Source organism: Deltaproteobacteria bacterium, assembly GCA_016875395.1.
GTDB lineage: Bacteria > Myxococcota_A > UBA9160 > UBA9160 > UBA6930 > VGRF01.
Window position 1 is genome coordinate 56,065 of the sequence record VGRF01000010.1, and the last position, 22,671, is coordinate 78,735.

The window sequence follows — 22,671 nt, forward strand, 5'->3', positions numbered from 1 at the left end:
AATACAAGATTGGGCATGCGAACGGCGCTTGCTGCTGCGCTCACCCTCGTGCTGCCCGTCGCCGCGGCTGCGGCTCCCCACGATCCGTTCACGGTGCCCGCTGCGCAGGTGACGTCGCGCATCCGCAGCGTTGCAATCTGCCCGCCCCGCAACAGCTCGCCGCACGAGCTACCGACGCCGGTCACCGGCCGGCACGCGACCAAGCTCGCGAGCGAGTTCGAACGCGCGAACGTGCGCGTCGTGGGCCTCGGCATTTGCGCGCGCGCCTGGATCGAGGCGGCGGCGCTGTTAGGGGGGATCTACGACCCGATCACCGGCAAGCCGGACCCTGCGAAGTGGAAGCTCGCGCGCGAGCACACCCTGCGCGAGCTCACGCGCGAGCATCAGATCGATGGAGTCGTCGACTGGGGTTACTACGAAGCGCCCGTCTTCGACCTCTCCGACGCCGGGCCGTGGTGGACGGTCGCGGGCGAGCCGCTCTCAATCGGCGCCAAGAAGCTGAGGGTGTACGAGCTGGGCATCGGCGCGAATCGCGTGGTCGGGCTGTGGGCGTGGCTCGCGGTCTCCGACCGCAGCGACGCCACGCTCTATCGCGAGACCGCGACGATCGCTTGGAGCGAGCTGCGCCTCGGTGCGCGCACCGAGAGGCGCGGAGTTCCGGCGCTCACCTCGCCCGAGCGTGATGCCGGCATCAAGAACCTGCTCGAGCACTTCGTGCGCGCGTACCGCAACGCGGACATGCCGGCGGCGCGCGAGGCGGCCGCGGCGTACACGGAAGAGCCGAAGTGATCGCGCGCGGCGCGTGGGTCGCGCTCGCGTTGCTACTCGCGGGCTGTCTTCCGAGCGTGCCGCCGATGCTCGAGCCCCTGCGCGGAAAGCCCACGCAGGCGAGCGAAGAAGCCGGCATTTGGGACCAAGCCGAGCGCTTCGAGCGCGAGCTCGCGAAGTCGAAGGCGGTGATTCGCGACGAAGTGCTCGCCGCGTACCTGGATGGCGTCACCGCACGCGTCTACGCGCATCTCGATCCGCCTAGAGGCATCACGCCGCGCGTCGTGGTCGTGCGACAGCCGCTGATCAACGCCTCGGCGACACCGAACGGCGTCGTCCTGCTCCACACCGGGATCCTCGCGCGCATCGGGAACGAGGCCGAGCTGGCGACGCTGCTCGGCCACGAGCTGGCGCACTTCGTCCGCCGTCACTCCATCCGGGAACGTCAGGCACGCCGCGCGACGGAGCAGAGCGCGCGGCTGAAGAACGCGCTCTCGCTCGGGCTGCTCGAGAGCCCGGCCGGCCTGGAAGACGAGATCGCGCGCCAGGTCAGCGGCTACTCGCAACAGCTCGAGCTCGAGGCGGATCGGCTCGGGTTCGAGGCGATGGCGGCGGCCGGTTACGACGAGCGCGCCTCCGTGCGCTTGTTCGAGGTGGTGCTGCTCGACGAGGAATCCCCCGACATCGAGGATCCGTACTACTACGCCGATCACCCATCGATGGCAGCGCGCGCCGCGCACTACCGGGAGCTGATCGCGCACGCACGCGACGCCGGCGGCGAGCTGGGGCCGGAGCGTTACGAAGCGGCGGTGCTCCGCGTGCTGCCGCAGAACGTGCGCGATGACCTCGCGCTTGCGCGCGTGCGCTCCGCGCGCCGCGGCATCGACCGCTTGCTCGCCGCGCCCAAGGCTTCGAGCGAGGCGCACTTCCTGCTCGGCGAGTGGCACCGCCTGACTGGCCGCGGTGCGCGCGCCGGGGAGGAGGCCGATAGCGCCTACGCGCGCGCGGTGGAGGTCGACGCGAACGACGCGCAGGCGTGGCGCGCGCTCGGCCTCGTGCAGCGCGAGCGCGGGCGCCGAGAGCAGGCGATCGCGTCGCTCGAGCGCGCGCTCACCCTCGATCCTGGCGCGCTCGACCGCCCGATTCTGGAGGCGTACGTGCGCGAGCTGCGCAAGCAAGCTGCGGCACAGTCCTCCAAACCGAGCGCGCCGTAACGCGCAGCTCGCCTACGATGCGCGGCGAGGCGGACTGCTGGAACCTCTCGCGAACGCAACCGAGAACGCGGCGACGCCGCCGGAGGCGCGATGAAGGATCTCACCGACAAGGTGGCAGTTGTTACGGGCGGAGCGAGCGGGGTCGGGCTCGGCATCGCGAAGGCGCTCGCGCGCGCGGGCGTGAAGGTCGCCCTGCTCGATCTCGAGGAGCGCGCGCTCGCGCCGGCCGAAGCCTCGGTGCGCGACATCGGCGGCGACGTGGTCGGCATCCCCGCCGACGTGTCGAGCCGCTACTCGCTCGACGCCGCTGCGCAGCGCGTGATCGAGAACTACGGGCGCGTCGACATCCTGTGCAACAACGCCGGCGTGGTCGTGCTCGGCGCGCTCGCCGAAGCGAGCGCCGAAGACTGGCGCTGGGTGATGGGCGTGAACCTGATGGGCGCCGTGAACGGCGTCGCCGCGTTCCTGCCGCACATCCGCGCACAGGGCGGCGGGCACATCGTGAACACCGCGTCGACGCAGGGCCTCTCTGCCGCGCCCGGCCTCGGCGTCTACACCGCGAGCAAGTACGCCGTCGTCGCGTATTCCGAAACGCTGCGCCTGGAGCTCGCGCCGGAGCACGTCGGCGTCTCGGTGGTGTGCCCCGGCGTCGTGAACACGAAGATCCTCGAAGCCGCGCGCAATCGGCCCGCCGAGCTCGCGAGCGGCGCGAGCGCACCGCCCACCGCCATGCTCGACGTGCTGAAGCCGGCCGTCGCGCAGGGCCTCGATCCCGCGCGCGTCGGCGAGCTCGTGCTGCGCGGCATTCGCGAAGACGCCGCCTACATCGTCACGCACGCAGACACGCGCGGCGCGTTCACGGCGCGCGCCAAGGCGATCGAAGAAGCCTACGACGCGCTCGCGCGCAGCTGACTACGCGCGCAGCTCGGCGACGACGAGGCGATACCCGAGGTCGAGCGCGTCCAGGCCGAACAGCGCGCCGTGGCGCGCTTCCCACGCGCCGGAGTCGAGGTCGAAGCGAAGGCGCTCGAGGCCGGTAGCAATCTCGGTCTGCGAGATCTTCGCGAAGCTGGATATCGCGGAGCGCACGTTCGCGTCGAGGTAAGCGCCCGGGCGCCGCCAGTACGCGCCGAGGAAGCCGTCGATGCAGTCGTGGGGAACCGGCACGGCGCTCACGCAGACCGGCCCGAGCGCGCGCTCGAAGTCGGCGAGCGTCGGGAAGATTTCGTGGTCGATCTCGCGAATGCCGGGGAAGTACTCGCCGAGCCAGAACGACGCGAGGTGAAAGTGCGTGAGGATCACGACGCGCTTCTTTGCGATGCGGCGCATCTCGGCGAGCCCACGCACGCGATCGGGCCAATGATGGATCGTGAGCACCGCGAGCGACGCATCCACGCACGCGTCCGCGGGCAAAGTTGTAGACGTCGCTCGCGAGCGAGGCGACGGTCTTCGCGGTTCCCAGCAGCGTGATCGCGAGCGTGCCCATCGAGAGCGCCGCCGCGGTCACCGAAGCGGCGATGCTGATCGCGTTCAGCGTCGTCTTCGCGGCGAACACGATTCGGAACGTGCGCAGGTCCGTCACCTTCTTCTGCTGCACCTGCCACTCGGTCGTCGCCGCCTTGATCGCCACGCCGCACTGCGCCTCGGCGATCTGCCTGCAGACCGTGTTGAAGGTCTTTACGCGCTCTTCGCCGTCGCGTGGGCTGTCCGGCGGCTTCGCGGCGAGCTCGGCGTCGAAGGCCTTGATCGCCTTGTGGATCTCGCCGCGCGACTTGTTCAGCGCCTCGAACGCCGCAGCCGCGACCTTTTGTAGGACGAGCTTGTCCTTGGCCACCGCCTTCGCGAGCTCCGGTGGCGCGTTCGCGATGACGACTCGCGCGAGCATCGGCGGCACGACGAGGTGTTTCACGGCGAGGCCCTTCGCGAAATCCACCTGTGCGATCTCGAGGTCGGCCATGGAGCTCCCTCCGCGCTCGCGAACTCCGCGGTGCCCGCGTGCACGAGCGATTCGCAGCATGGCATACCGTGATTGCCGTGCGGAGGAATCCAGGTGAGCTCTCTCTTCGGACTGGCAGGCAGAAGCGCGCTCGTGGTCGGCGGCGGCCAGGGCATTGGGCGCGCGACGGGGCTGCTCCTCGCGCGGCTTGGGGCGCAGGTCGCCCTGCTGGATGCCGAGCGCGAGCGGGCGGAGCGCGTGGCAGCGGAGGCACGCGCTTTCGGCGTACGCGCTGCGGCCGTGGTTGGGGACGTGACGCGCGCGGACGATGCGGCGCCCTGCGTCGGCGAAGCGCGCACGGCGCTCGGCGGGCTCGACATCGCGGTGAACATCGTCGGCTCCGCCTCGTGGGGCACGCTGCTCGAGATGGACGACGCCACCTGGGAGCGCGACTTCGCGGTGAACCTGAAGCACCACTGGTACGTCGCGCGCGCCGTCGCGCGCGGCTTCATCGCCGCGAAGCAGCCGGGCGCGCTGTGCGTGGTCGGCTCGGTGAGCGGGATGTTCTCCGCCGCGAACCACGGCGCATACGGCGCCGCGAAGGCGGGCCTGCACGCATTCGTGCGCACTGCGGCGGAGGAGTGGTGGCCGCACGGCATTCGCGTGAACGCGGTAGTGCCGGGAACCGTGCGCACGCCGCGCATCGAGGCGGCTTGGGCGAGCGGCGCGGTGCGCACGCCCGCCGCCGAGGACCAAGCGCGCATGGCGATGCCGCACGACATCGCGAACGCGGCGGTGTTCTTGGTGAGCGATCTCGCGCGACTTGTTACGGGCCAGACGCTCGTCGTGGACGGCGGGCAGACGACGCGGTTTCCGTTCGAGTTCGCGTGACGCGTTCGCGCAACACCGGACGCGGCGAGCCGCGCCGGGTTCGCGCTATCTCGCTGCTCTCGCCCGAGGTCCGCGCATGAAGCTCGATCTGCTCTACGAAGTCGACGCGCCGAAGCCGTGGGGGAAGCCGCATCCGTGGGGGCAGCGCGAGCGCGAGCGGCGCGCCTATCACGAAGCGATCGAGCAGATCAAGCTCGCCGACAAGCTCGGCTTCCACACGATCTGGGCGGTGGAGCACCACTTTCGCGAGGGCCGCTCGCACTGCCCCGCGCCCGAGGTGTTGTTAGGGGCGCTCTCGCAGATCACGGAACGCATCCGGCTCGGCTTCGGCGTGACGCTCACGCCGTTCGGCTTCACGCACCCGGCGCGCATCGCCGAGAAGGTCGCGACGCTCGACATCCTCTCGCGTGGCCGCGCCGAGTGGGGCACGGGCCGCTCGACGCCGATGGAGCAGACCGCGTTCCACGTCGATCGCGAGAAATCGCGCGATCAGTGGAAGGAGGCGATCGAGATCGTGTGCGGCATGTGGCGCGAGGAACGCTTCTCGTGGGACTCACCCACGTTCAAGTTCCCGGAGCGCGTCGTCACGCCGAAGCCGTATCAGGATCCGCATCCGCCGTGCTGGATGGCGGCGACGAGCGACGGCTCGTGCGAGGTCGCCGGCGAGAACGCGCTTGGCATGCTCTCGTTCGCGATCATGCAGCCGCTCGAGCGCATGGCGCAGCAGATCGAGGGCTACCGCAAGGCGCAGCTGCGCGCGAAGCCGCTGACTGACGTGGCCACGAACAAGGTCGCGGCCTACACGCTCGTGCACTGCGCGGACACGATGGCGCAGGCCGAGGCGAACGAGATCTGGAAGAGCGTCGCCTGGTGGTACCAGCACCTCGCGCAGTTCACGCTCGACTGGGAGCTCGTGCACCTAACAAAAGCTGAGCAAGACGCGACGTTCCCGCTGATGAAGCCGCTGCTCGAGGGCAACATCCCGATCCAGCACTTCCACGACGCCGACATGATCGTCGTGGGCGACGCCCAGCGCTGCCTCGCGAAGATGAAGCACTACGCCGACCTCGGCGTCGACCAGCTCATTTGTTACGTGCAGTTCGGGTACCACTCGCACGAGTCGGTGATGCGCACGATCGAGATTCTCGGCAAAGAGGTGCTGCCCGAGATCGAGCGGTACACGCCGAAGACTCGCTGAGCGCGCGTGCCGATCACTCGTCCCGCCGCCGTCGAGCCGTTTCTGCGGGGTTGCCTCTGGCCTGCGGGCGAGCTTGCGGCGTATCCGCGCTGCGATCCGGGCCCGCTCGGGCTGCGGCTGCCGGCCGACACGCGTGCGAGCGCGCAGCTGCCCGTCGGCGCGCGGCTCGAGCTCACCGGCGCGTGCGACGCGATCGAGCTCGACTACCGCACCGAGACGCGCGAGCTCGGCTACCGCGGTGCCGGCGCGGGCACCAGCTTCGTGCTGTTTCGCGATGGCGCGCGCGTGAGCGAGGCGGAAGCGCAGCTCGGCGTGGGCACCGCGCGCCTCGCTGCGGGCAGCGGTGCGGGCCGCGCGGTGATCTATCTGCCCGAGGGCATGAGGCCGACGCTGCTGTCGTTGCGCGCGCTCGGCGGCGAAATCGCGCCCGCGCCCGAGCAGCCGCGCTGGATTTGTTATGGCGACTCGATCGCCGAGGGCTGGTGCGCGAGCGAGCCCGCGGGCGCGTGGCCGCACGTCGCGGCGCGCGAGTACGGCCTCGACGTCGCGAACCTCGGCTACGCGGGCGCGGCGCGCGGCGAGATCGCGAGCGCGGAGGAGATCGCGCAGCTCCCTTCGCGCGTGATCTCGATCGCGCACGGCACGAATTGCTGGACGCGAACACCGCACAGCGCGGAACAGCTCGCGGCGAATCTGCGCGCATTCCTCGACGTCTTGCGCTCTTCGCATCCGCACGGCCCGATCGTGGCGGTCAGCCCGATTCTGCGCGCCGATGCGGAGAGCACGCGCAACAAGCTCGGCGCCACGCTCGCGGACCTGCGCGCCGCGTTCGAGGGCGCGATCGAAGCGCGGCGGCGCAGCGATCCCGCGCTCACGCTCGTGCGCGGCCTCGCGCTCGTGCCGCGCGAGCGGTTGCCCGACGGCATCCACCCCGACGACGCGGGGCACGATCTGATGGCGCGCGCGATCGGCCCCGTGCTTCGCGCCGCACTCGAAGGAGCGCAGCATGCGTGACGCGCAGCAGGTCTTCCGGCTCGAGGGCCGGGTCGCAGTCGTTACGGGCGCCGCGAGCGGCATCGGCCGCGCGGCGGCGGAAGTGCTCGCGGCGGCGGGCGCGCGCGTGGTCGTGGGCGATCTCGACGCGCGCGGCGCGGAGGAAGTCGCGGCGGCGATTCGCGCGGATGGCGGCGCCGCGGTCGCGCAGCGCGTGAACGTCGCGACACGCGAGGAGGTCGATGCGCTCGTCGCGCGCGCGATCTCCGAGTGGGGGCGACTCGACGTGATGTGCAACGTCGCGGGCGTGCCGTCGGATGGGCCGCTCGGCGAGCTGGCCGAGAGCGAGTTCGATCGCGTGGTCGCGATCAACGTGAAGGGCACGCTCTTCGGCTGCCAAGCCGCGGTGCGCGCGATGACGCCGCGCGGCAGCGGCAGCATCATCAACGTCGCGAGCGGCGCGATCGACCGCGCGGTGCCGAACTACGGCCTCTACGCGCTGACGAAGGCGGCGGTCACGCAGCTCACGCAGACCCTCGCGACGGAGGTCGGCGCTGCGGGCATTCGCGTGAACGTGCTCGCGCCGGGCGCGACGCTCACGAAGTTCACCGAGCGCCACCTGCGCCGCCCCGACGGCTCGCTCGATCCCGCGCGCTACGACGCCTTCGTCGCCTCGATGAAGTCGATGTCACCGCTCGGGCTGGTCGGCGATCCGCTCGATCAAGCGTGGCTCGTGCTCTTCCTCGCGAGCGATGCTTCGCGGTTTTGCACGGGGCAGGTGTGGAGGAGCAATGGAGGAGCCACGATCCCTCGGTGACCTTGCTCGCATCGAGGTTCACGTTTTCGCCGACGCGCATCTGCCATCCGTTCACGCGCGTGTGCGGAGGCGCGTCGGCGAATCTTCCCGGTTGACTCCGCTCGCCTTCGGCTCGCTGCGCGCTTCGCTTGCGGCCACGGCCGACCTGCTCGGGAGGAGCGTTCGACCTCGAGGACGTTCCGCCTTCGTCTCGGCGCGTCATCTGCGGAGGTTGCGCGCCGGGTTCCACAAGCTCGGGGTTCGGCCCACTGGGAGCGGGTGTCTGGGCAGTGCCGCCTGGCTACTTCGCCTTCGCCGCGATCCAGTCGATCATCATGCCGTACATGCCCTGCACCTGTTTCTCGATGGCGGGCGCAGCGTCGGCGGCGCAGTCGTAGCTCGCGCTCCACTCGAGCTCGCAGCCGCTGCCTGCCGCGCGCACGCGCATGGTCGCGTGATAGTTCGTGACGGGGAACGGCACGTTCACGGGGATGCCGTAGGTGAGCGTGCGCGCCGCGGGGTCGAGCGCTTCGAGCCGTTCGACGATCGATTTATCAGGGCCCATCGCGATGCGGCGCTCCATGCCGACGCCGCTGCCCGCGACCGTGACCTGCGTGCCCGCCGGCATCCAGCTCGTATCGCCGAAGTTCGAGATGAGCTTCCAGATCGCGTCCGCCGAGACGTCGACCTTCTTCGCAATCACCACGCTCGCCACGTGTCGCCTCCCTTCGCGAGCGCGCGACCGTAGGAGGTCGAGGCTCGAATCGCGAGCGCTTCACTCAGGCGTTCGCATCGAAGTCGAGCACGAGTCAGCCGGGCACCTCACTCCTCCTCGCGCAGCGCGCGGCGGAATGCGCGCGCGAGCTCGTCGCGGCGGAAGGGCTTGTGCAGGAACTCGGTCGGCGGCTCGGCCGGCAGCGTGAACGACTCGCGCGTGAAGACCGAGTAGATCACCGCGGGCAAGCCCGGCGCCGCCTCGCGCAGGCGCCGTAACAACTCGGGCCCGTTGAGCTCCGGCATCGTTGCGTCGACGAGCGCAAGGCGGTAGCTGCCTGGCGCGTCGCGCACCGCCGCGAGCGCAGCGCTCGGGCCGTCGACCGCAGTGACCTCGAAGCCCAGGTCCTCCGCGAGCTGGCGCGCCACGCTCAGTACCGACGCCTCGTCGTCCACGGCGAGCAGCCGCCCTGCCCCGCGCCATGCGCTCACCGGGGCGTCGACTTCGACCGCGTCCCTCGTGTCGGGGCTCGCCCGCCGGAGCCGCAGCGTGAGCGTGGCGCCGCGGCCCGGCTCGCTCTCTGCGCTCAGCGAGCCGCCGTGCTGCGTCGCGATGCCCCGCGCAGCGGCGAGGCCGAGGCCCTTCGCCGTCGGCTTCGTACTGAAGAATGGCTCGAACGCGCGCCGCAGCGTCTCGGCATCCATGCCGCAGCCGTCGTCGCGCACGCGCAACACCACGTCCGAGCCGTCTTCGTACGCATCTACGGCGACCCGACCGCCACTCGCAGGAAGCGATTCGACCGCGTTGCGAAGCAGTACTGCGAGCAAATGCCCGAGTTGCACCGCGTCGCCAGCCACTCGCGGCAACGCTGCAGGAAGGGAAACCTCGACGAGCACGCCCGCCCGCGCCTCGGCAGCGAGAGCAGCCGCCTCGCGCTCGACCACGCGCTGCAAGTCCACGCGCGCCTCCCGCAGCGGCGCGCGGCCGGCATAGGCGAGGAGCTGATTCGCGAGCGCCGCGCCGCGTTCGGCGGCGTCCCGCACCTCGCGCATGTGCGCACTCGCGCGCGCCTCGGGCGACGCCGTGAGGAGCGCGAGATCGGCGTTGCCGAGGATCGCGGCTAGCAGGTTGTTGAAACCGTGCGCCACACCACCCGCGAGCGCGGCGAGATCGTCGAGGCGCGCGGCGTCGTGCGCGGCGCGCTCGCGGCGGCGACGCTCGGTCACGTCGGCGTTCAGGAAGAGCCGCGAATGAACGGCGCCGGCGTCACGCATCGGCACGGTGACGACTTCGATGATGCGGCCGTCGCTGAGCGTGAGGTCGCGGCGGAGGAACACATTCGGGTCGCGGCTCGTTTCGTCGAGTAAGCGCACGATGCCGTCCGCCGCGCCTGAAGAACGCAGCGGCTCGCGCTGTGCCAGCTCCGCGATCGGACCCTTCGTCGCCTCGCCGCGCGGGACCTTCCAGAGGCGCTCCATCATGTCGTTCCCGAAGCGCACCCGCCCCTGGCGATCGACCACGGCGACCGCGAGGCCGGCGGCGTCGAACACGGCTTCGAGCAGCGCGGCGCGCTTGCGCGCTCGCTCGTTGGCGGATGCGAGCTCGCTCTCATCGCGCGCACGCAGCAGTAGCGCTGCGGCCTCCTGCCGCTCGTCGCGCACGACGAGCGTCGAGACTCGGAGCGTGCGCGCAGCGTCGCGCACGAACGTGAAGACCTCTCCCGGCGGCGCGACGCCGATGCGCAAGCGCTCGTCGACGGTGAGGTCGTCCGATGCCTCGCCGGAATTCAGCGCCTTCGCGACACGGCGCAGTGCTTCGCTCGGGTCGTCGAGCGCGGCGCCGAAGAGCGCGTGCGCGGCGGGATTCGCGTCGAGCAGGTGCCCGTCGCAGTCGAACAGCACGACGGCATCCGGATCCTGCGCCCGCAGCTCCGCGAACTCGACGGGCGCGAGCGAGAAGACGCGCCGCCGCGCAACCAGGAAGACCATCACCGCGGAAGTGAGCGTGAATGCGGCGATGGTGGGGTCGAGCTCGCCCGGGCTGGGCATGGCGAGATAGACGACGTTCGCGACGAGCGGCGCGCACATCGCGAACGCCAGTGCGCGGCTGTTGGCGCGCACGCGCGGGCGCCGCGCACGCAGCGCGAGCCACGCCTGCACGCCGATCGCTCCCACCGCGGCGAGATACGTGATCGCGGTGTGCACCCAGAACAGCGGCCGGAACTCGCTGCGGAACGGCTGCGGCTCGAGGAACGCGCCGTGCCACGGGTTCGTGAGGAGCACCCCGAAGAAGAACGCGGCCGAGAGCGTGGGAACGTGGATCCAGCGCGCGTGCGCGAAGGAGAGGTGCTCTCCCTGCGCCTCCGCGTAGCGCAGCGACGTGATCCACCACGCGGGCGGCACGCACATCAGGCCCCCGTAGAGCACGACGAGCCAGCGCCAGTGCTGCACGGGATCGTGCACAGTGAGGCGCGTCATCACGTCGGCGATCGCGTACACGAGCGCACCGCCGATGCCGACGAGCAGCGCGGGCCTCAGCGCCCGCGGCGTCTCGCGACGCAACACGTCGACGAGGAGGAGCGCCATCGAGGCGACGCACGCAATGCCGACGAAGAGCCAAAATTGCACGAGGGAACCCTGTCCGCGCGCCGGCAGCCGCGCGTCGCGCCCATCCTACTCCGGTCGCCGTATGCTGTTCGCGCGAATCGAGGAGTTTTTTCGATGCGCGCTTTGGTGATCGGCGGCACAGGTCCGACGGGCCATTTCATCGTGAACGGCCTGCGCGCGCGCGGTTATCAGGTCGCGATGCTGCACTCGGGGCGACACGAAGTGCCCGAGATCCCGGGCGACGTCGAGCACGTGCACACGAATCCGTTCGACGAAGCGGCGCTGCGCGAGGCGCTCGGCGCGCGCACGTTCGACGTGTGCGTCGCGACGTACGGGCGCCTGCGCGTCACGGCGAAGGTGATGGCGGGGCGCTGCGGGCGCTTCGTCTCGGTGGGCGGCGCGCCGGCGTACAGCGGGTACATGAACGCCGACGCGTGGACGCCGGCCGGGATGCCGGTGCCCACGCGCGAGGACGCACGCACGGTGCCGGGCGAGAGCGAAGACGCGAAGGGCTTCCGCATCCGCCGCACCGAGGAAGCGGTGCTCGCGATCCACCCGACGGCGGCGCACTTCCGATATCCGTACGTCTACGGCAAGTACCAGCTGCTGCCGCGCGAGTGGCTGGTCGTCAGGCGCATCCTCGATCGCCGCCCGTTCATCGTCGTACCCGACGATGGCCTCACGCTCTGCCACTACGGCTACGCGCAGAACCTCGCGCATGCGCTGCTGCTCGCCATCGACAAGCCCGAGGCCTCGGCGGGCGAGATCTACAACTGCGGCGACGAGGAGATCCTCACGCTGCGCCAGGTGATCGAGCTCGTGACGGCGGCCTGCGGCGCGCAGCTCGAGCTCGTATCGATGCCGTGGGAGCTCGCCGTGTGCGCGCGGCCGCTCGTGATGCAGCAGCGCACGACGCACCGCGTGCTCGATCTCACCAAGCTGCGCGTGCAGCTCGGCTACCGCGATGTCGTGCCCGCACGCGAGGCGCTCGCCGCGACGGCGCGCGAGCTGCTGGCGAATCCGCTCGAGCGCGGCGGCAAGGAAGAGAAGTCGCTCACCGATCCGTTCGACTACGCGGCGGAAGACGACCTCGTCGGGAGTTGGCGCCGCGCGCTCGCCTCGGTGCCCCCGCCGAAGTTCGCGCGCGAGCCGGGCTTCACGCTGTCGTACAGCGGGCCGGGCGGAACCGCGCGCAAGGGAGCGTTCGAAGAATGAGCCCGACGAGTCACTGCGAGAGGCACGCAAGCGAGCGAAGCGAGCGCGCAGCGAGCCGGAGGTGAGCGAAGTGAAACAAGCTGGCCCGATGGCGGGCGTGAAGGTCGTCGATCTCACGATCGCGCTCTCCGGACCGTGGGCGATCGGATTGCTCGCGGATCAGGGCGCGGAGGTGATCAAGATCGAGCCGCCGGGGATCGGCGACATCGGGCGCTGGGTGGGCGTCGCGCGCGGCGGCGTCTCGGCGATGGCGCAGTTCGCGAATCGCGGGAAGCGCTCGCTGTGCGTGAACCTCCAGACCGACGAGGGGCGCGACATCGTGCGCGCGCTGGCAATGCGTGCCGACGTGTTCGCGCAGAACTTCCGGCCCGGCGTGATCGAGCGATTAGGGCTCGGCTACGACGAGCTGCGTCGCGACAACCCAGAGCTCGTCTACCTCTCGATCAGCGGCTTCGGCGACACGGGCCCCTACGCGGAGAAGAGCGCCTACGACCCTGTCGTGCAGGCGTACGGCGGCCTCGCCGCGACGCAGGCCGGGCGCGACGGACCGCCGCAGCTGATTCGGCACACCGCAGCCGACAAGATCAGCTCGCTCACCGCGTCACAGGCCGTGACCGCCGCGCTCTTCGCGCGCGCGAACGGGCGCGGCGGGCAGCACGTGCGCGTGCCGATGCTCGACGCAGTGGTGAACTTCGTGTGGGCCGACGCCGCCGGGAACGAAGTGCTGCTCGACGCGGATCACTCGCAGCCTTCGAGCTTCGCGCGCGACCAGAAGCTCTGGCCGACGAAGGACGGCTTCGTGATCGCGGCGCCCACCGGCGACGAGGACACGGCGCGCATCTGCCGCGCCGCGGGCGTCGACGGTTACGACGACCCGCAGACGAAGCTGATGCAGCGCCGCGCGAACCCCGGCCCGTTCCAAGAGTTGTTAAGGCGCGTGCTCGAGAGCGTGGCGCAGATGACGACCGCCGAGGCGATGGAGCGCTTCGATCGCGAGAAGGCGCCTGCCGGCGCCGTGCTCGGGCCCGAGTCGCATCACCTCGATCCGCACGTCGCCGCGACGGGGCTCCTGGAAGACAGCGTGCACCCCGCCGCGGGCCGCGTGCGCCAGCCGCGTCCCGCCGCGCGCTTCGAGCGCACGCCCGCGCGCATCGGCGCGCCCGCACCGACGCTCGGGCAGCACACGGACGAGATCCTGCGCGAGCTCGGCTTCGCGGATCGCATCGCCGCGCTGCGGGAGAAGAAGGTGGTGGCGTAGGGCGGCAGCGAACGTTCGAACTTCGCTCGCCTGCGGCTCGCTGCGCGCTCCGCTTGCGCTACCCGAGCTTCTTCGTCAGCAGCTCGCGGCCCGTCGCCGTGAAGCCCTCGGCGAGATAGAGCCGCTGCGCCTCGTTGCCTGGTTCCACCTCGAGATGCAGCTGCCGCACGCCGCTCGCACGCGCGTCGGCCTCGAGCGCGCGAAGCAGCGCGCGGCCGAGTCCGCGCCCTCGCGCGTCGGGCGCGACGTAGAGCTCGTCCACGAAAGCGTCGCGGCCGCGAAACTCGATCGAGTGCCCGAAGCAAAGCGCCGCGTAGCCGAGCGCGCGGCCGTTCTCGCGAGCGACGAGCATGCTCCCGCGCTGAGCGACGCCGAGGAGCTCGAGCACGGCGCTGCGCAGCGCGTCGTCGCCGGCGGCGTAACCCTCCTCGCGCTGGAATGCGTCGACGAGCGGCAGCAGCTCGGGGAGGTTGTTAGGCGCCGCGCGCTCGATCGAGACGCCAGTGGGCGCCTCGAACGCGCCGGCGTCGCCCGCCAGCCGGCGCCAAGCGATCGCGCCGAACACGAGCGCCGCGATCTCGCCAGCGTGCAGCGCAAAGCCGAGTGCGTTCGGCGCACCCGCGAGCGCGAAGCTCACCACGCGCGCGCTCGCGAGCCCCGCGTAGAGCAGGAGCTGCGCCGCGAGCCCGACGCGCACGAGCGCTTCGTTCGCGCGCGCCGCGAGCGCGAGCAACAAGCCGCACGCGAGCTGCAGCCCGCCATACACCGCGCGCACGTCGTTGTCCGCGGTGGCGCCGCTGAGCGCGAGCCCGACGCGCTCCGCGAGCGCATGGGGCGCGAGCAAGAACGCGGCGCCGATCGCGAAGAAAGGCAGCGCGCTCGCGGCGAGCACGAAGCGGGCGAAACCGATGCCGCGCGTGCGACTCACCGGACGCGGGCAGAGAACGTCGCGAAGAGGACTTCACCGACGACGCGGTCCGGCGGAGGAGCGAGTGGCGTCGCACTCGTCACTGCCCGAAGCGTGCTGCGCGCCGCGGCATCACTCGTCGAGCTGAGAACCCTCGCGTAGGTGACACAGCCGTTCGCCGCGACCTGGAACTCCATCTCGACCGTCGCGCTGACCGAGGTCGGCCCGGTCCAGTGGCGAAGGACTCGGGCCCTGCCGGCGCGCAGATAGGCTTCGGCCTCGCGTTTGTGCTCGTCCGGCGTACGGACCCCATACGTGCTTTGCACGGCAGCGGGCAGCACCGCATCACGCCCAGGCGGCGGTGGACTCGGGGGGCGAGGCTGCGCCGCGGCGCCGTTCGAGCCAGCGAGGGGGTCGGTTCGTCCGAACGAGTAGGCCTCTTCGCGCGTGATCGGCGTTTCACGAAGATCCGGGCACGCGATGCGCGGGGGATTCGCGCAGGCGATGCACGCGAGTCCGAGGAGTGCGAAGCGTCGAGACCTCATAACAACCTCGCGGCCGAAGCTATCACGCGCCTCACTTCCGGAAGTACGGATTCTCCGGCGCGCCTCGCGCCGCGAGCACGTCTTCGGTGCGCGGCTCGCGCTTCGCACCCGCAGCGAGGGCGGCGCACGTGGCGGCGAGGTTGTTGCGGTACACGGCTTCTTCGTCGCGCGCCTCGGGCGAGACCCACACCGCGGCGATCAGCACGAGCGCGTCGACCAGCGCGCGCGGGATCACGCCAGCGGCCACGGACTCGGCGACCCCCTGCGCGACGCCCGCCTGCGCGGCGCCCCAGGTGAGCTTGCCGTGCAGCGCCTCCGTCACGGTCGCCTTGCTCACGAACAGCGTGAACGGCTTCACCGGTAGACCTGGCTTCAGCACCACGAGGAACGGCGTGTGCCCGGGCGACGGCTGCGCGAGCGCGGTCGCGAACGCAGCCTCTGCGGGGCCGCCGCGCGCGCCGAGCACGGTGTTCACGTGCGCCGAGTCGCCGCCTTCGCCCGCAAAGCCCTCGCCAATCTGCGTGACGAACGAACGCGCGCCGCGCGCGCTCGACTTGTACCGCCGCCTCGCCGCCATCGCGTGTCCTCCGCTCACGCGCGGAGAACGGCGAGCGAGCCGCGCGACGTTATCGCCGCCGCCAGCCGATCACGTCGTAGCCGCGGTCGCGCAGGCAGCGGTTCACGTAGCGCGCATACACCGGATCGACGCGCCCGTGCCGGCGCGGGTGAAGGATCGAGCGCACCACCGTGGCCGTCGCGGCACCCGCCGCGCCGCCTGCAGCACCACGCGCCGCGCTGCGCCCGACCGCTGCGCCAACCGCGGCGCCGGTCGCCGCGCCCGTCGCGGTGTTCGCGGCGGTGCGCTTCGCGGTGTCCTCCGCGCCGCTCGACGCGCTCCCGCCCACGTCGCCGTTCGCGCGCGCGAGGCACTCGTCGATGTCGCGCTGCGCCTGCTCGCGCCCGACGCGCTCGAGCTTCTCGTTCGGGTAGAGCACCGGCCGCGGCGTGGCGCAGGCCAGGAGCGAGAGAGCGAGTAGGAGCAGGGCGAGCTTGCGCATCGTGCACCTCGAAGGGTCGAACCGCGCGGCCGGCGTGCGGTTGCGGCGATGCTACCCGGGAGCCGCCGCCACACGCGGCCCGCGCGGCCGCGAGTCGACCGCGCGCGCGGTGAATCGAAGCCGGTTCACGCGACGGCCCCGATCCCGCGAAACGCGAAGAACACCGCGCCGAGCAGGCACAACCCCGCCCACGCGAAGTCGATGCCGACCGGCACGCGCATGAACCAGATCGCGAACGGGACGAACACCACGAGCGTGATCACCTCCTGCAGGATCTTCAGCTGCGGGAGCGTCATCACCGTGAAGCCGATGCGATTCGCGGGCACCTGCAGCTGATACTCGAAGAACGCGACGCCCCACGAGAGCAGCGCCGCGATCCACCACGGCTTGTCGGCGAGCGACTTCAGGTGGCCGTACCAGGCGTAGGTCATGAAGAGGTTCGAGAGAGTGAGCAGCAGCACGGTCTGAAGCGCGGCGGGCATGAGCGTCTCCTGCACACGCGGCCGTCAGCGCCGGCGCGTGTTCTCGGTTTCGATCTCGTCCACGAGATCGAGGATCTGCGCGAAGCGCGCGCCGAAGGGCGTGAGCGTGTACTCGACGCGCGGCGGAATCTCGCGGAACGCGCGCTTCGCGATCACGCCGAAGCGCAAGAGCTTCGCGAGGCGTTCGTTCATCACCTTCGCGCTGATGCCGTCGACGGCGCGCTGAATCGCGCCGGGCCGCGCGACGCCGCGGCGCACGGCGCCGAGCACGGCGAGCGACCACTTGCAGCCGACGACGTCCTCGACCATGCGCGCGACCGTCGTTCGCGAAGTTTTTTTCGTGCGCCGCGTCGCCAAGATGAACCGTTTCGTGCCTACCCCACGCGCGAGTGCGTGCTCGACAACGGTACTCCCGCGCGGTGACGATTGCGCGAGCGCAACACCGCGCATGAGGAGAAGTCATGCACCGCACCGCACTCTTTTCGCTCGCCGCCGCCGGGCTGCTCGCCGCAACGCTCGCCTTCGCCTTCGCCGACGCCGCGAGCGTCGACTACCAGACCGGCTATCGCGAGTGGACCCACGTGAAGTCGATGGTGATCGAAGAGGGCCACCCGCTCTTCGCGAGCTTCGGCGGCATTCACCACCTCTACGCGAACGAGAAGGCGATCGAGGGCTACCGCGCGGGCAAGTTTCCCGACGGCGCGGTGATCGCGTTCGATCTGCTCGAAGCCGCGCGCGCCGAAGGCGCCGTGACCGAGGGCGCACGCAAAGTGCTCGGCGTGATGCAGAAGGACGCCGCGAAGTTCGCTGCCACCGGCGGCTGGGGCTTCGAAGGATTCGCGGGCGGCGACGCGACGAAGCGCGCCGTCGGCGCGAACGCGGTGGAAGCTTGTTATGGCTGCCACGCGTCGCAGGCGGATCGCGACTACGTGTTCAGCGCGTGGCGCGAGTGAGCTGAGGCGCGCGGCGCGCAGCGACGAGGCTGCGCGCCGCGCGTGCTCACTGGATTCGGCGAATCGACACGCGCGCGACGGGGTTGCGCCAATCGCGCTCGGCGTCGTCGAAGTCGCCGACACCGTGCATGCCGTTGTGCACGTGCACGAAGCCCTCTTCGCCGCCGCTCGGGGCGCCGCCGCCGCCGGGGCCGCCGCACTCGGCGAAGCCGGGCCCCGGAATCGAGGCGCAGCTCTCGTCGTTGCGCTCACTGCCAGCGTCGTAAGCGACGGCGTTCAGTGTCACCGGGACACGATTCTTCGGGAGCGTCGTGCCGTTCACCGCCACGAACGCGTCGTTCGTGGGGATCAGCATGGCTGCGACGCTGAGTTGCTCGCCGGGGACGCCGCGAATCACGACTTGCACCGAAGCGCCCGGCGCGAGCAGTCCGCTCGTGCTGCTCACCTCGCGCACGCCGGAGGTCGCCTGCAGCGCGCTCGCGAGCGGAGCGGTGTCGCCTTCCTCCGCGAGCGTCGCGAGCTCGGGCGAGGCTGGCATGCCGACCGAGAAGAGCCGCGCGCCCTCACCGTGGGTGGCGACCAGCACGGGCGTGAAGCGCTGATTGCGCGTCGCGTTGGTGAGCGTGACCTCGTACGTGGCCAGGCGGGTTTCCGCGAGCGCCGGGACCGCGGCGGCGGCGAGGGCCGCACAAAGAAGAGTTCGCATTCGCATCGAGTTGCTCCTGATTGGGGATGCGCCGCGGCTCGCACCGCGCGAGAGAGGCGCACCCGGAGCAACAGGCGAGCCCCCACGAAAGTTCCCGCTTCGCTCGCGAACCCCCCGCGTAACCGAAAGGCCGGCTGGAACGTTCGCGCCCGAGGCTTCGAGGCACGTTCTTGGCGCAACGGTGGACGGATCACTCCGCGCGACGGGTGGCGTTCGAGCAGCTCGCGCTGCCGCACGCGGCGTCGCTGCGCGGCGCCGCACGCCGTTGGTGCAGCCACGCGAGCGTGGCCGACGACGCGGTGCAGGAGACGTACCTGCGCGCCTACCGAACCTTCGACGCGTTCGAGCCGGGAACGAATGCGAGGGCGTGGTTGTTCACGATCTTGTACTCGGTGTGCGCGAACGAGCGCGAGCGCGCCCGGCTGCGGAGGGTGACGGCGCTCGACGAGATTCCCGAAGCGATGCTCGCCGATCCCTCGCAACCCGTGAAACCCGAAGACTCGCTCGCGGAGAGCGAAGTCGGCCGCGAGCTGGCGGCGCTCGCGGAGCCGTTCCGCAGCGCCGTGCTGCTGGTCGACGTGGGCGAGCTCTCGTACGAGCAGGCCGCGCGCGCCGCGGGCTGCGCGACTGGGACGCTGCGCTCGCGGCTCGCGCGCGGGCGCCGCGCGCTCGCGGAAAAGCTCGCGCACCTCACGCGCGTGAGAGCGAGGGCTGCGCATGAGTGACGCGCTGCATCCGTCGCCCGAGGTGCTGGGAGCGTGCGTCGACGGCGCGCTGGCGGCGCGAGAGAGCGCCGAGGTCGAGGCGCATGCGCGCACGTGCGAGACGTGCGCCGGGGAGCTGCGCGCGCTGGCCGCACTGAAGACGCAGCTGCGCGATGGCACGGGCGTCGGCGCCGACCCGGCGTTCGATGCGCGCATTCGCGCAGCGCTCGATCGCGAGGATGGGCGCGCCCTGCCGCGACGCGTGCGGCCGCGCTGGCCGTACGCTGCGCTCGCCGCGGCCGCCGCAGCGCTGTTGTTATGGGCCGCGCTGCCGCGAGCGGTCGACCTGCCTGCAGAAGCCGCAGTGCTCGCGCGCGAAGCCGCCGCGCAGCCGAGCGCGCGGACCCCGGCCGCGGCGCTCGAAGCGCGCTTCGCCGCAGCGGAGCTGCCCTTCGCAGCGCGCGTGCTCGATCTGGGCATGATGGGCTGGGAGATCGCGTCGGGGGAGGTCAGCCGGCTCGCAGAGCGCCCGAGCACTCAAATCCTCTATCGGGACGCTACGGGTCGTTCGCTGCTGTGCGTGATGCTCGAGGCGCGCGCGAGCGAGCTGCCCGACGACGCCGCGCGCTTCGACTCCGGAGCGATCACGTTCTTCGAGTTCACGCGTGGCGACGTCACGGTGGTCGCCTGGGCGGAGGGGGACGTGCTGTGCTTCCTCGCGGGTAGGCTGCCCGCAGAAGAAGTGCGCGCGCTCGCGGTGGCGAAGGCGATGCTGCCGCCGCCCTCGTAGGCGCTCGCGCGCCCTTCAGCTCGCGACGAGCCCGAGCGCGGCGATCGCTGCTTTCGCCACTTCGGCGTCGCGCGCCTGGTCCGCGCCCGAGACGCCGATCGCGCCTAACAAGAGCCCGTTCTCGACGACGGGGTAGCCGCCGTCCGCGCCGATGTAGCCCGGGATCGCGTGGATGATTTGCTGCTCGCTCGCCGGGATGCTCGCGACGTACGCGCCCCAGGCGCGCGTCGACATGCCCGTATTCACCGCGGTGAACGCCTTGTCGCGCGCGGTGTTCGCGGCGATGCGCGGCGCGCCCTCGAAGCTGAGCCAGCCCGCGAGCTGGGCCGACGAATCCATCACCGCGATGTGCACGCGGATGCCCAGCGCGCGCGACTTCGCGGCGGCGGCGTGGATCAGCTTCTCGGTCGCTTCGGTGCTGAGCGTGGCGCGCGGTGCGCTGTTCATGGCGTGGCTCCTCGTCGCGGTTCGTACGTGATGTGCAGCGCGCGCAGCGTACGCAGCGAGAGGCCGGGCAGATACTCGGGCGCGAAGCCGGGCGCGAGCGCGATGCGGTCGAGTCGCTCGAGTAGCGCGGCGAACGCGAGCTGAAGCTCGAGCCGCGCGAGCGGCGCGCCAATGCAGTGATGCTCGCCTTGGCTGAAGGCCATGTGCGCGCCGGCGTTCGGGCGCTGCAGATCGAGCGCGTCCGGGTTCGCGAACACCTCGGGATCGCGGTTCGCGGCGGCGAAGCGCACGTGCACCATCGCGCCGCGCGGAATCAGGGCGCCGCCCACGACGCCGTCGGCCACGGCGAAGCGGAAGAAGCCCTGGCTCGGCGACTCGAGCCGCAGCACTTCCTCGACGAAGGTGCGCAGCAGCGCCGGCTCGCGGCGCAGCTCGTCCGCGACGTCGGGGCGCTGCGCCAATAACAACACGCCCGATGCGATGGCGCTCGTCGCCGTCTCGTGCCCGCCCACGAGCAGGTGCTCGGCGATGCCCATGCGGTCCGTGGGGGTGAGACGCGAGCCGTCCGGCAGCGTGTCGTGCACCAAGTCGCTGAGGATGTCCTCGCGCGGCGCGTGCTCGCGCTCGGCCATGCGCGCAGCGAGGTAGCGCTGCAGCTCGAGCCCGAGCCGCGCCACTTCGAGCTCGCGTTCGAGCGTCAGCGTGAAGCCGAGCGGCTCCACCCACGCGTCGCTCCACGCCTTGATGCGCGGCGCGTCCTCCGGCGGAAGCCCGAGGCGATTCGCGATCACGTGAATCGGCAGCGGCGCCGCGAAGCGCGCGATCAGCTCGCACGCGCGGGAGTCGAGCAGCGCGTCCGCGAGGCGCGCCACGATCGCGCGCAGAAACGGCTCGCTCGCGCGCACACGGCCCGCCGTGAACGACGTGTTGACGAGCGCGCGAAAGCCGCGGTGCTCGGGCGGATCGGTCTGCAGCTTCGTGTTGCGCGCGAAGCCCTCGCGCGCGAGCAGCTCCGCCGCCTCCGCGTGGCGGAACATCGAGAAGCCCGCCTTGCCGAGCAGGTCGTTCGACCAGATCTCGGGATGCGACAGCACGTGCTGCACGTCGCGATAGCGCGTCACGACCCACGCGTTGATCTCGGGCATGAAGTACACGCCGTGCTCGCGCAGCGCGGCGTGGTAGGCGTACGGGCTCTGCTGCACCGCGGGATCGAGCAAGCTCGCGTCGCTGGGCTTCATGCGCGGTCCCCTCGCAACGTCACGCGCTCGCCCACAGCGCGGCGGGCGCGCGCACGGTGGGGTTGTCGCTGCGCCACGCGACCTCGCCCTCGAGGCGCAGCGCCGGCGCCGCGCGCAGCAGCGCGCCCACCGCGAGCTGCGCTTCGAGGCGCGCGAGCGCGGCGCCGAGGCACACGTGGCGGCCGCCGCCGAACGCGAGCGAGCGTTCGGGCGCGCGCGCGAGGTCGAAGCGATCGGGCGACGGGAAGCGCGCGGGGTCGCGGCTCGCGGCGGCGATCGAGATGAGCACGTGCGCACCAGCGGGAATCTCGGCGCCGCCGAGCTCCAGCGCGCGCGCCGCGAAGCGGCTGCACGAGAGCGCGGGCGGCTCGAAGCGCAGCGTCTCCTCGATCGCGGCGGCCAGCGCCGCGTCGTCCGCGCGCGCTCTCGCAAGTTGTTCGGGATGCGCGTGCAGGCACAGCAGCGTGTTCGCGATCAGCCCCGTCGTCGTGTCGATCGCCGCGGACACGAGCAGCACGCAGTTCGCGACCACCTCGAGCTCGCTCAGCGCGCCGAGCTGCGCGTCCGGCGCGCGCAGCCGCGCGAGTAGGCCCTCGGGCGGAGCGCTCGCGGCGCGCTGATTCGCGGCGAAGAAGTACTCCGCGAGCGCCGCGAGAAAGCCGCCGCCCTCGGCGCTCGCGCCAGGTCGCAGCAGCGGCTCCACCCGAGCCTGCCACTCCTCGCGCTCGATGCAGAACAGCGCGCGAATCACCTCGCTCGGCAGCGCGAACGCAAGGCGCGCAACGAGGTCGACGCGGCCGTGCACTGCTTCGCGCGCGACGCCCTGCGCGAGCCGCTCCGAGGTTGCGGCGATGAACGGCCGTAACAACTCGACGCGCCGCGGCGTTAACTCGCGGCGCACGAGGCCACGCGCGCGCTCGTGAGTGGCTCCGTCTTGCGCCATCAGCCAGTGCGTCATCACGTCGTAGAGGAGGCCGCTGCGCGCGCCGAACGACTCCGCGACGCCGCTGCCCGCCACGAGCTCCGGCGCACGCAGCGCGCGCTCGGCCTCGGCGTAGCGCGTCACGAGGAACACGTTGCCCGCCAGCGCGTGCACCGCCGCGGCGTCGCGCAGCTCCGCGAGCGCCGCGTGCATGTCCTCGCGGCGATGCAGCGCATAGAGATCCCAGCCTTGGGCGAACGGCATGGCCCGCATCTTGGCGTAGCCTGCCCAGCCGCGAGCCGACTTCGTCCGAGGCGGAGCGCGATGCC

The 22,671-nt window shown here is 71.5% G+C and carries 26 protein-coding genes; 13 read left to right on the plus strand and 13 right to left on the minus strand.

Features of this window, described 5'->3' with window-relative positions:
* The first annotated feature begins 15 nt into the window (after positions 1 to 15).
* From FJ091_09985 to FJ091_09995, 3 genes are all read left to right on the plus strand, one after another.
* Positions 16 to 789 carry a hypothetical protein gene (locus tag FJ091_09985; GenBank protein MBM4383684.1) on the plus strand — a complete coding sequence of 258 codons (774 nt, stop codon included), beginning with the start codon at positions 16 to 18 and terminating at the stop codon, positions 787 to 789.
* Positions 786 to 1,982: a M48 family metalloprotease gene (locus FJ091_09990; protein ID MBM4383685.1), complete on the plus strand. Its 1,197-nt coding sequence runs from the start codon at positions 786 to 788 to the stop codon at positions 1,980 to 1,982. Before FJ091_09985 ends, FJ091_09990 begins: the two co-directional genes overlap by 4 nt.
* A gap of 90 nt (positions 1,983 to 2,072) precedes the next feature.
* Positions 2,073 to 2,894, plus strand: coding sequence for an SDR family NAD(P)-dependent oxidoreductase (locus FJ091_09995; GenBank protein ID MBM4383686.1), 822 nt, complete (start codon positions 2,073 to 2,075; stop codon positions 2,892 to 2,894).
* Here the strand turns inward: FJ091_09995 and FJ091_10000 are convergent, their stop codons facing one another.
* Positions 2,895 to 3,377, minus strand: a complete 483-nt coding sequence (locus FJ091_10000; protein MBM4383687.1) for a hypothetical protein — start codon at positions 3,375 to 3,377, stop codon at positions 2,895 to 2,897.
* Positions 3,378 to 3,448: 71 nt separating this feature from the next.
* Between FJ091_10000 and FJ091_10005 the strand changes: the two genes are divergently transcribed.
* The 5 genes from FJ091_10005 to FJ091_10025 all read left to right on the plus strand — a co-directional run bounded on the left by FJ091_10005 (position 3,449) and on the right by FJ091_10025 (position 7,817).
* Positions 3,449 to 4,036: a hypothetical protein gene (locus tag FJ091_10005; protein MBM4383688.1), complete on the plus strand. Its 588-nt coding sequence runs from the start codon at positions 3,449 to 3,451 to the stop codon at positions 4,034 to 4,036.
* The gene (locus FJ091_10010; protein MBM4383689.1) at positions 4,033 to 4,809 is read left to right on the plus strand and encodes an SDR family oxidoreductase; all 777 of its coding nucleotides are present in this window, start codon (positions 4,033 to 4,035) and stop codon (positions 4,807 to 4,809) included. The genes FJ091_10005 and FJ091_10010 overlap by 4 nt, the downstream gene beginning before the upstream one ends.
* A gap of 76 nt (positions 4,810 to 4,885) precedes the next feature.
* Positions 4,886 to 6,007 carry an LLM class flavin-dependent oxidoreductase gene (locus FJ091_10015; protein ID MBM4383690.1) on the plus strand — a complete coding sequence of 374 codons (1,122 nt, stop codon included), beginning with the start codon at positions 4,886 to 4,888 and terminating at the stop codon, positions 6,005 to 6,007.
* A 6-nt stretch (positions 6,008 to 6,013) separates the two neighbouring features.
* Positions 6,014 to 7,021, plus strand: a complete 1,008-nt coding sequence (locus FJ091_10020) for a GDSL family lipase (protein ID MBM4383691.1) — start codon at positions 6,014 to 6,016, stop codon at positions 7,019 to 7,021.
* Positions 7,014 to 7,817: an SDR family oxidoreductase gene (locus tag FJ091_10025; GenBank protein ID MBM4383692.1), complete on the plus strand. Its 804-nt coding sequence runs from the start codon at positions 7,014 to 7,016 to the stop codon at positions 7,815 to 7,817. The genes FJ091_10020 and FJ091_10025 overlap by 8 nt, the downstream gene beginning before the upstream one ends.
* 280 nt (positions 7,818 to 8,097) lie before the next feature.
* Here the strand turns inward: FJ091_10025 and FJ091_10030 are convergent, their stop codons facing one another.
* Both FJ091_10030 and FJ091_10035 read right to left on the minus strand, forming a co-directional pair.
* Positions 8,098 to 8,511 carry an SRPBCC family protein gene (locus FJ091_10030; protein MBM4383693.1) on the minus strand — a complete coding sequence of 138 codons (414 nt, stop codon included), beginning with the start codon at positions 8,509 to 8,511 and terminating at the stop codon, positions 8,098 to 8,100.
* A gap of 107 nt (positions 8,512 to 8,618) precedes the next feature.
* Positions 8,619 to 11,138, minus strand: a complete 2,520-nt coding sequence (locus FJ091_10035) for a response regulator (GenBank protein ID MBM4383694.1) — start codon at positions 11,136 to 11,138, stop codon at positions 8,619 to 8,621.
* A 93-nt stretch (positions 11,139 to 11,231) separates the two neighbouring features.
* On the opposite strand from FJ091_10035, the gene FJ091_10040 reads away from it, so the two are divergent.
* Positions 11,232 to 12,332: a hypothetical protein gene (locus FJ091_10040; protein ID MBM4383695.1), complete on the plus strand. Its 1,101-nt coding sequence runs from the start codon at positions 11,232 to 11,234 to the stop codon at positions 12,330 to 12,332.
* An 88-nt stretch (positions 12,333 to 12,420) separates the two neighbouring features.
* A complete protein-coding gene (locus tag FJ091_10045) occupies positions 12,421 to 13,590 on the plus strand; it encodes a CoA transferase (GenBank protein MBM4383696.1) in 1,170 nt (389 codons plus the stop codon).
* A 58-nt stretch (positions 13,591 to 13,648) separates the two neighbouring features.
* Here FJ091_10045 and FJ091_10050 read toward each other — a convergent pair whose 3' ends face one another.
* The 6 genes from FJ091_10050 to FJ091_10075 all read right to left on the minus strand — a co-directional run bounded on the left by FJ091_10050 (position 13,649) and on the right by FJ091_10075 (position 16,891).
* Entirely contained in the window at positions 13,649 to 14,518 is an 870-nt protein-coding gene (locus tag FJ091_10050; GenBank protein ID MBM4383697.1) for a GNAT family N-acetyltransferase, read from the minus strand.
* A complete protein-coding gene (locus FJ091_10055) occupies positions 14,515 to 14,838 on the minus strand; it encodes a TonB C-terminal domain-containing protein (GenBank protein ID MBM4383698.1) in 324 nt (107 codons plus the stop codon). Before FJ091_10055 ends, FJ091_10050 begins: the two co-directional genes overlap by 4 nt.
* A 235-nt stretch (positions 14,839 to 15,073) precedes the next feature.
* Complete coding sequence (gene fae / locus FJ091_10060) at positions 15,074 to 15,619, minus strand: formaldehyde-activating enzyme (protein ID MBM4383699.1); 546 nt, start codon at positions 15,617 to 15,619, stop codon at positions 15,074 to 15,076.
* A gap of 49 nt (positions 15,620 to 15,668) precedes the next feature.
* Positions 15,669 to 16,100, minus strand: a complete 432-nt coding sequence (locus FJ091_10065; GenBank protein MBM4383700.1) for a hypothetical protein — start codon at positions 16,098 to 16,100, stop codon at positions 15,669 to 15,671.
* 125 nt (positions 16,101 to 16,225) lie between these two features.
* Complete coding sequence (locus FJ091_10070) at positions 16,226 to 16,582, minus strand: DMT family protein (GenBank protein MBM4383701.1); 357 nt, start codon at positions 16,580 to 16,582, stop codon at positions 16,226 to 16,228.
* Between the two features lie 24 nt (positions 16,583 to 16,606).
* Positions 16,607 to 16,891 carry a helix-turn-helix transcriptional regulator gene (locus FJ091_10075; protein ID MBM4383702.1) on the minus strand — a complete coding sequence of 95 codons (285 nt, stop codon included), beginning with the start codon at positions 16,889 to 16,891 and terminating at the stop codon, positions 16,607 to 16,609.
* A gap of 152 nt (positions 16,892 to 17,043) precedes the next feature.
* Between FJ091_10075 and FJ091_10080 the strand changes: the two genes are divergently transcribed.
* Positions 17,044 to 17,535 (plus strand): cytochrome P460 family protein, encoded by a 492-nt coding sequence (locus tag FJ091_10080; GenBank protein ID MBM4383703.1) that lies wholly within the window; start codon positions 17,044 to 17,046, stop codon positions 17,533 to 17,535.
* A 46-nt stretch (positions 17,536 to 17,581) separates the two neighbouring features.
* On the opposite strand, the gene FJ091_10085 is transcribed toward FJ091_10080, so the two are convergent.
* Positions 17,582 to 18,241, minus strand: a complete 660-nt coding sequence (locus tag FJ091_10085; protein MBM4383704.1) for a spondin domain-containing protein — start codon at positions 18,239 to 18,241, stop codon at positions 17,582 to 17,584.
* 206 nt (positions 18,242 to 18,447) lie between these two features.
* Between FJ091_10085 and FJ091_10090 the strand changes: the two genes are divergently transcribed.
* Positions 18,448 to 18,966 carry an RNA polymerase sigma factor gene (locus FJ091_10090; protein ID MBM4383705.1) on the plus strand — a complete coding sequence of 173 codons (519 nt, stop codon included), beginning with the start codon at positions 18,448 to 18,450 and terminating at the stop codon, positions 18,964 to 18,966.
* Positions 18,959 to 19,735, plus strand: a complete 777-nt coding sequence (locus FJ091_10095) for a zf-HC2 domain-containing protein (protein ID MBM4383706.1) — start codon at positions 18,959 to 18,961, stop codon at positions 19,733 to 19,735. Before FJ091_10090 ends, FJ091_10095 begins: the two co-directional genes overlap by 8 nt.
* A 15-nt stretch (positions 19,736 to 19,750) precedes the next feature.
* On the opposite strand, the gene FJ091_10100 is transcribed toward FJ091_10095, so the two are convergent.
* Genes FJ091_10100 through FJ091_10110 form a run of 3 tightly spaced genes read right to left on the minus strand, consistent with a single transcriptional unit; the run spans position 19,751 to position 22,606 of the window.
* Complete coding sequence (locus tag FJ091_10100) at positions 19,751 to 20,182, minus strand: heme-binding protein (protein ID MBM4383707.1); 432 nt, start codon at positions 20,180 to 20,182, stop codon at positions 19,751 to 19,753.
* Positions 20,179 to 21,420: a cytochrome P450 gene (locus FJ091_10105; GenBank protein MBM4383708.1), complete on the minus strand. Its 1,242-nt coding sequence runs from the start codon at positions 21,418 to 21,420 to the stop codon at positions 20,179 to 20,181. Before FJ091_10105 ends, FJ091_10100 begins: the two co-directional genes overlap by 4 nt.
* Before the next feature lie 19 nt (positions 21,421 to 21,439).
* Positions 21,440 to 22,606, minus strand: a complete 1,167-nt coding sequence (locus FJ091_10110; GenBank protein ID MBM4383709.1) for a cytochrome P450 — start codon at positions 22,604 to 22,606, stop codon at positions 21,440 to 21,442.
* Positions 22,607 to 22,671 lie beyond the last annotated feature (65 nt).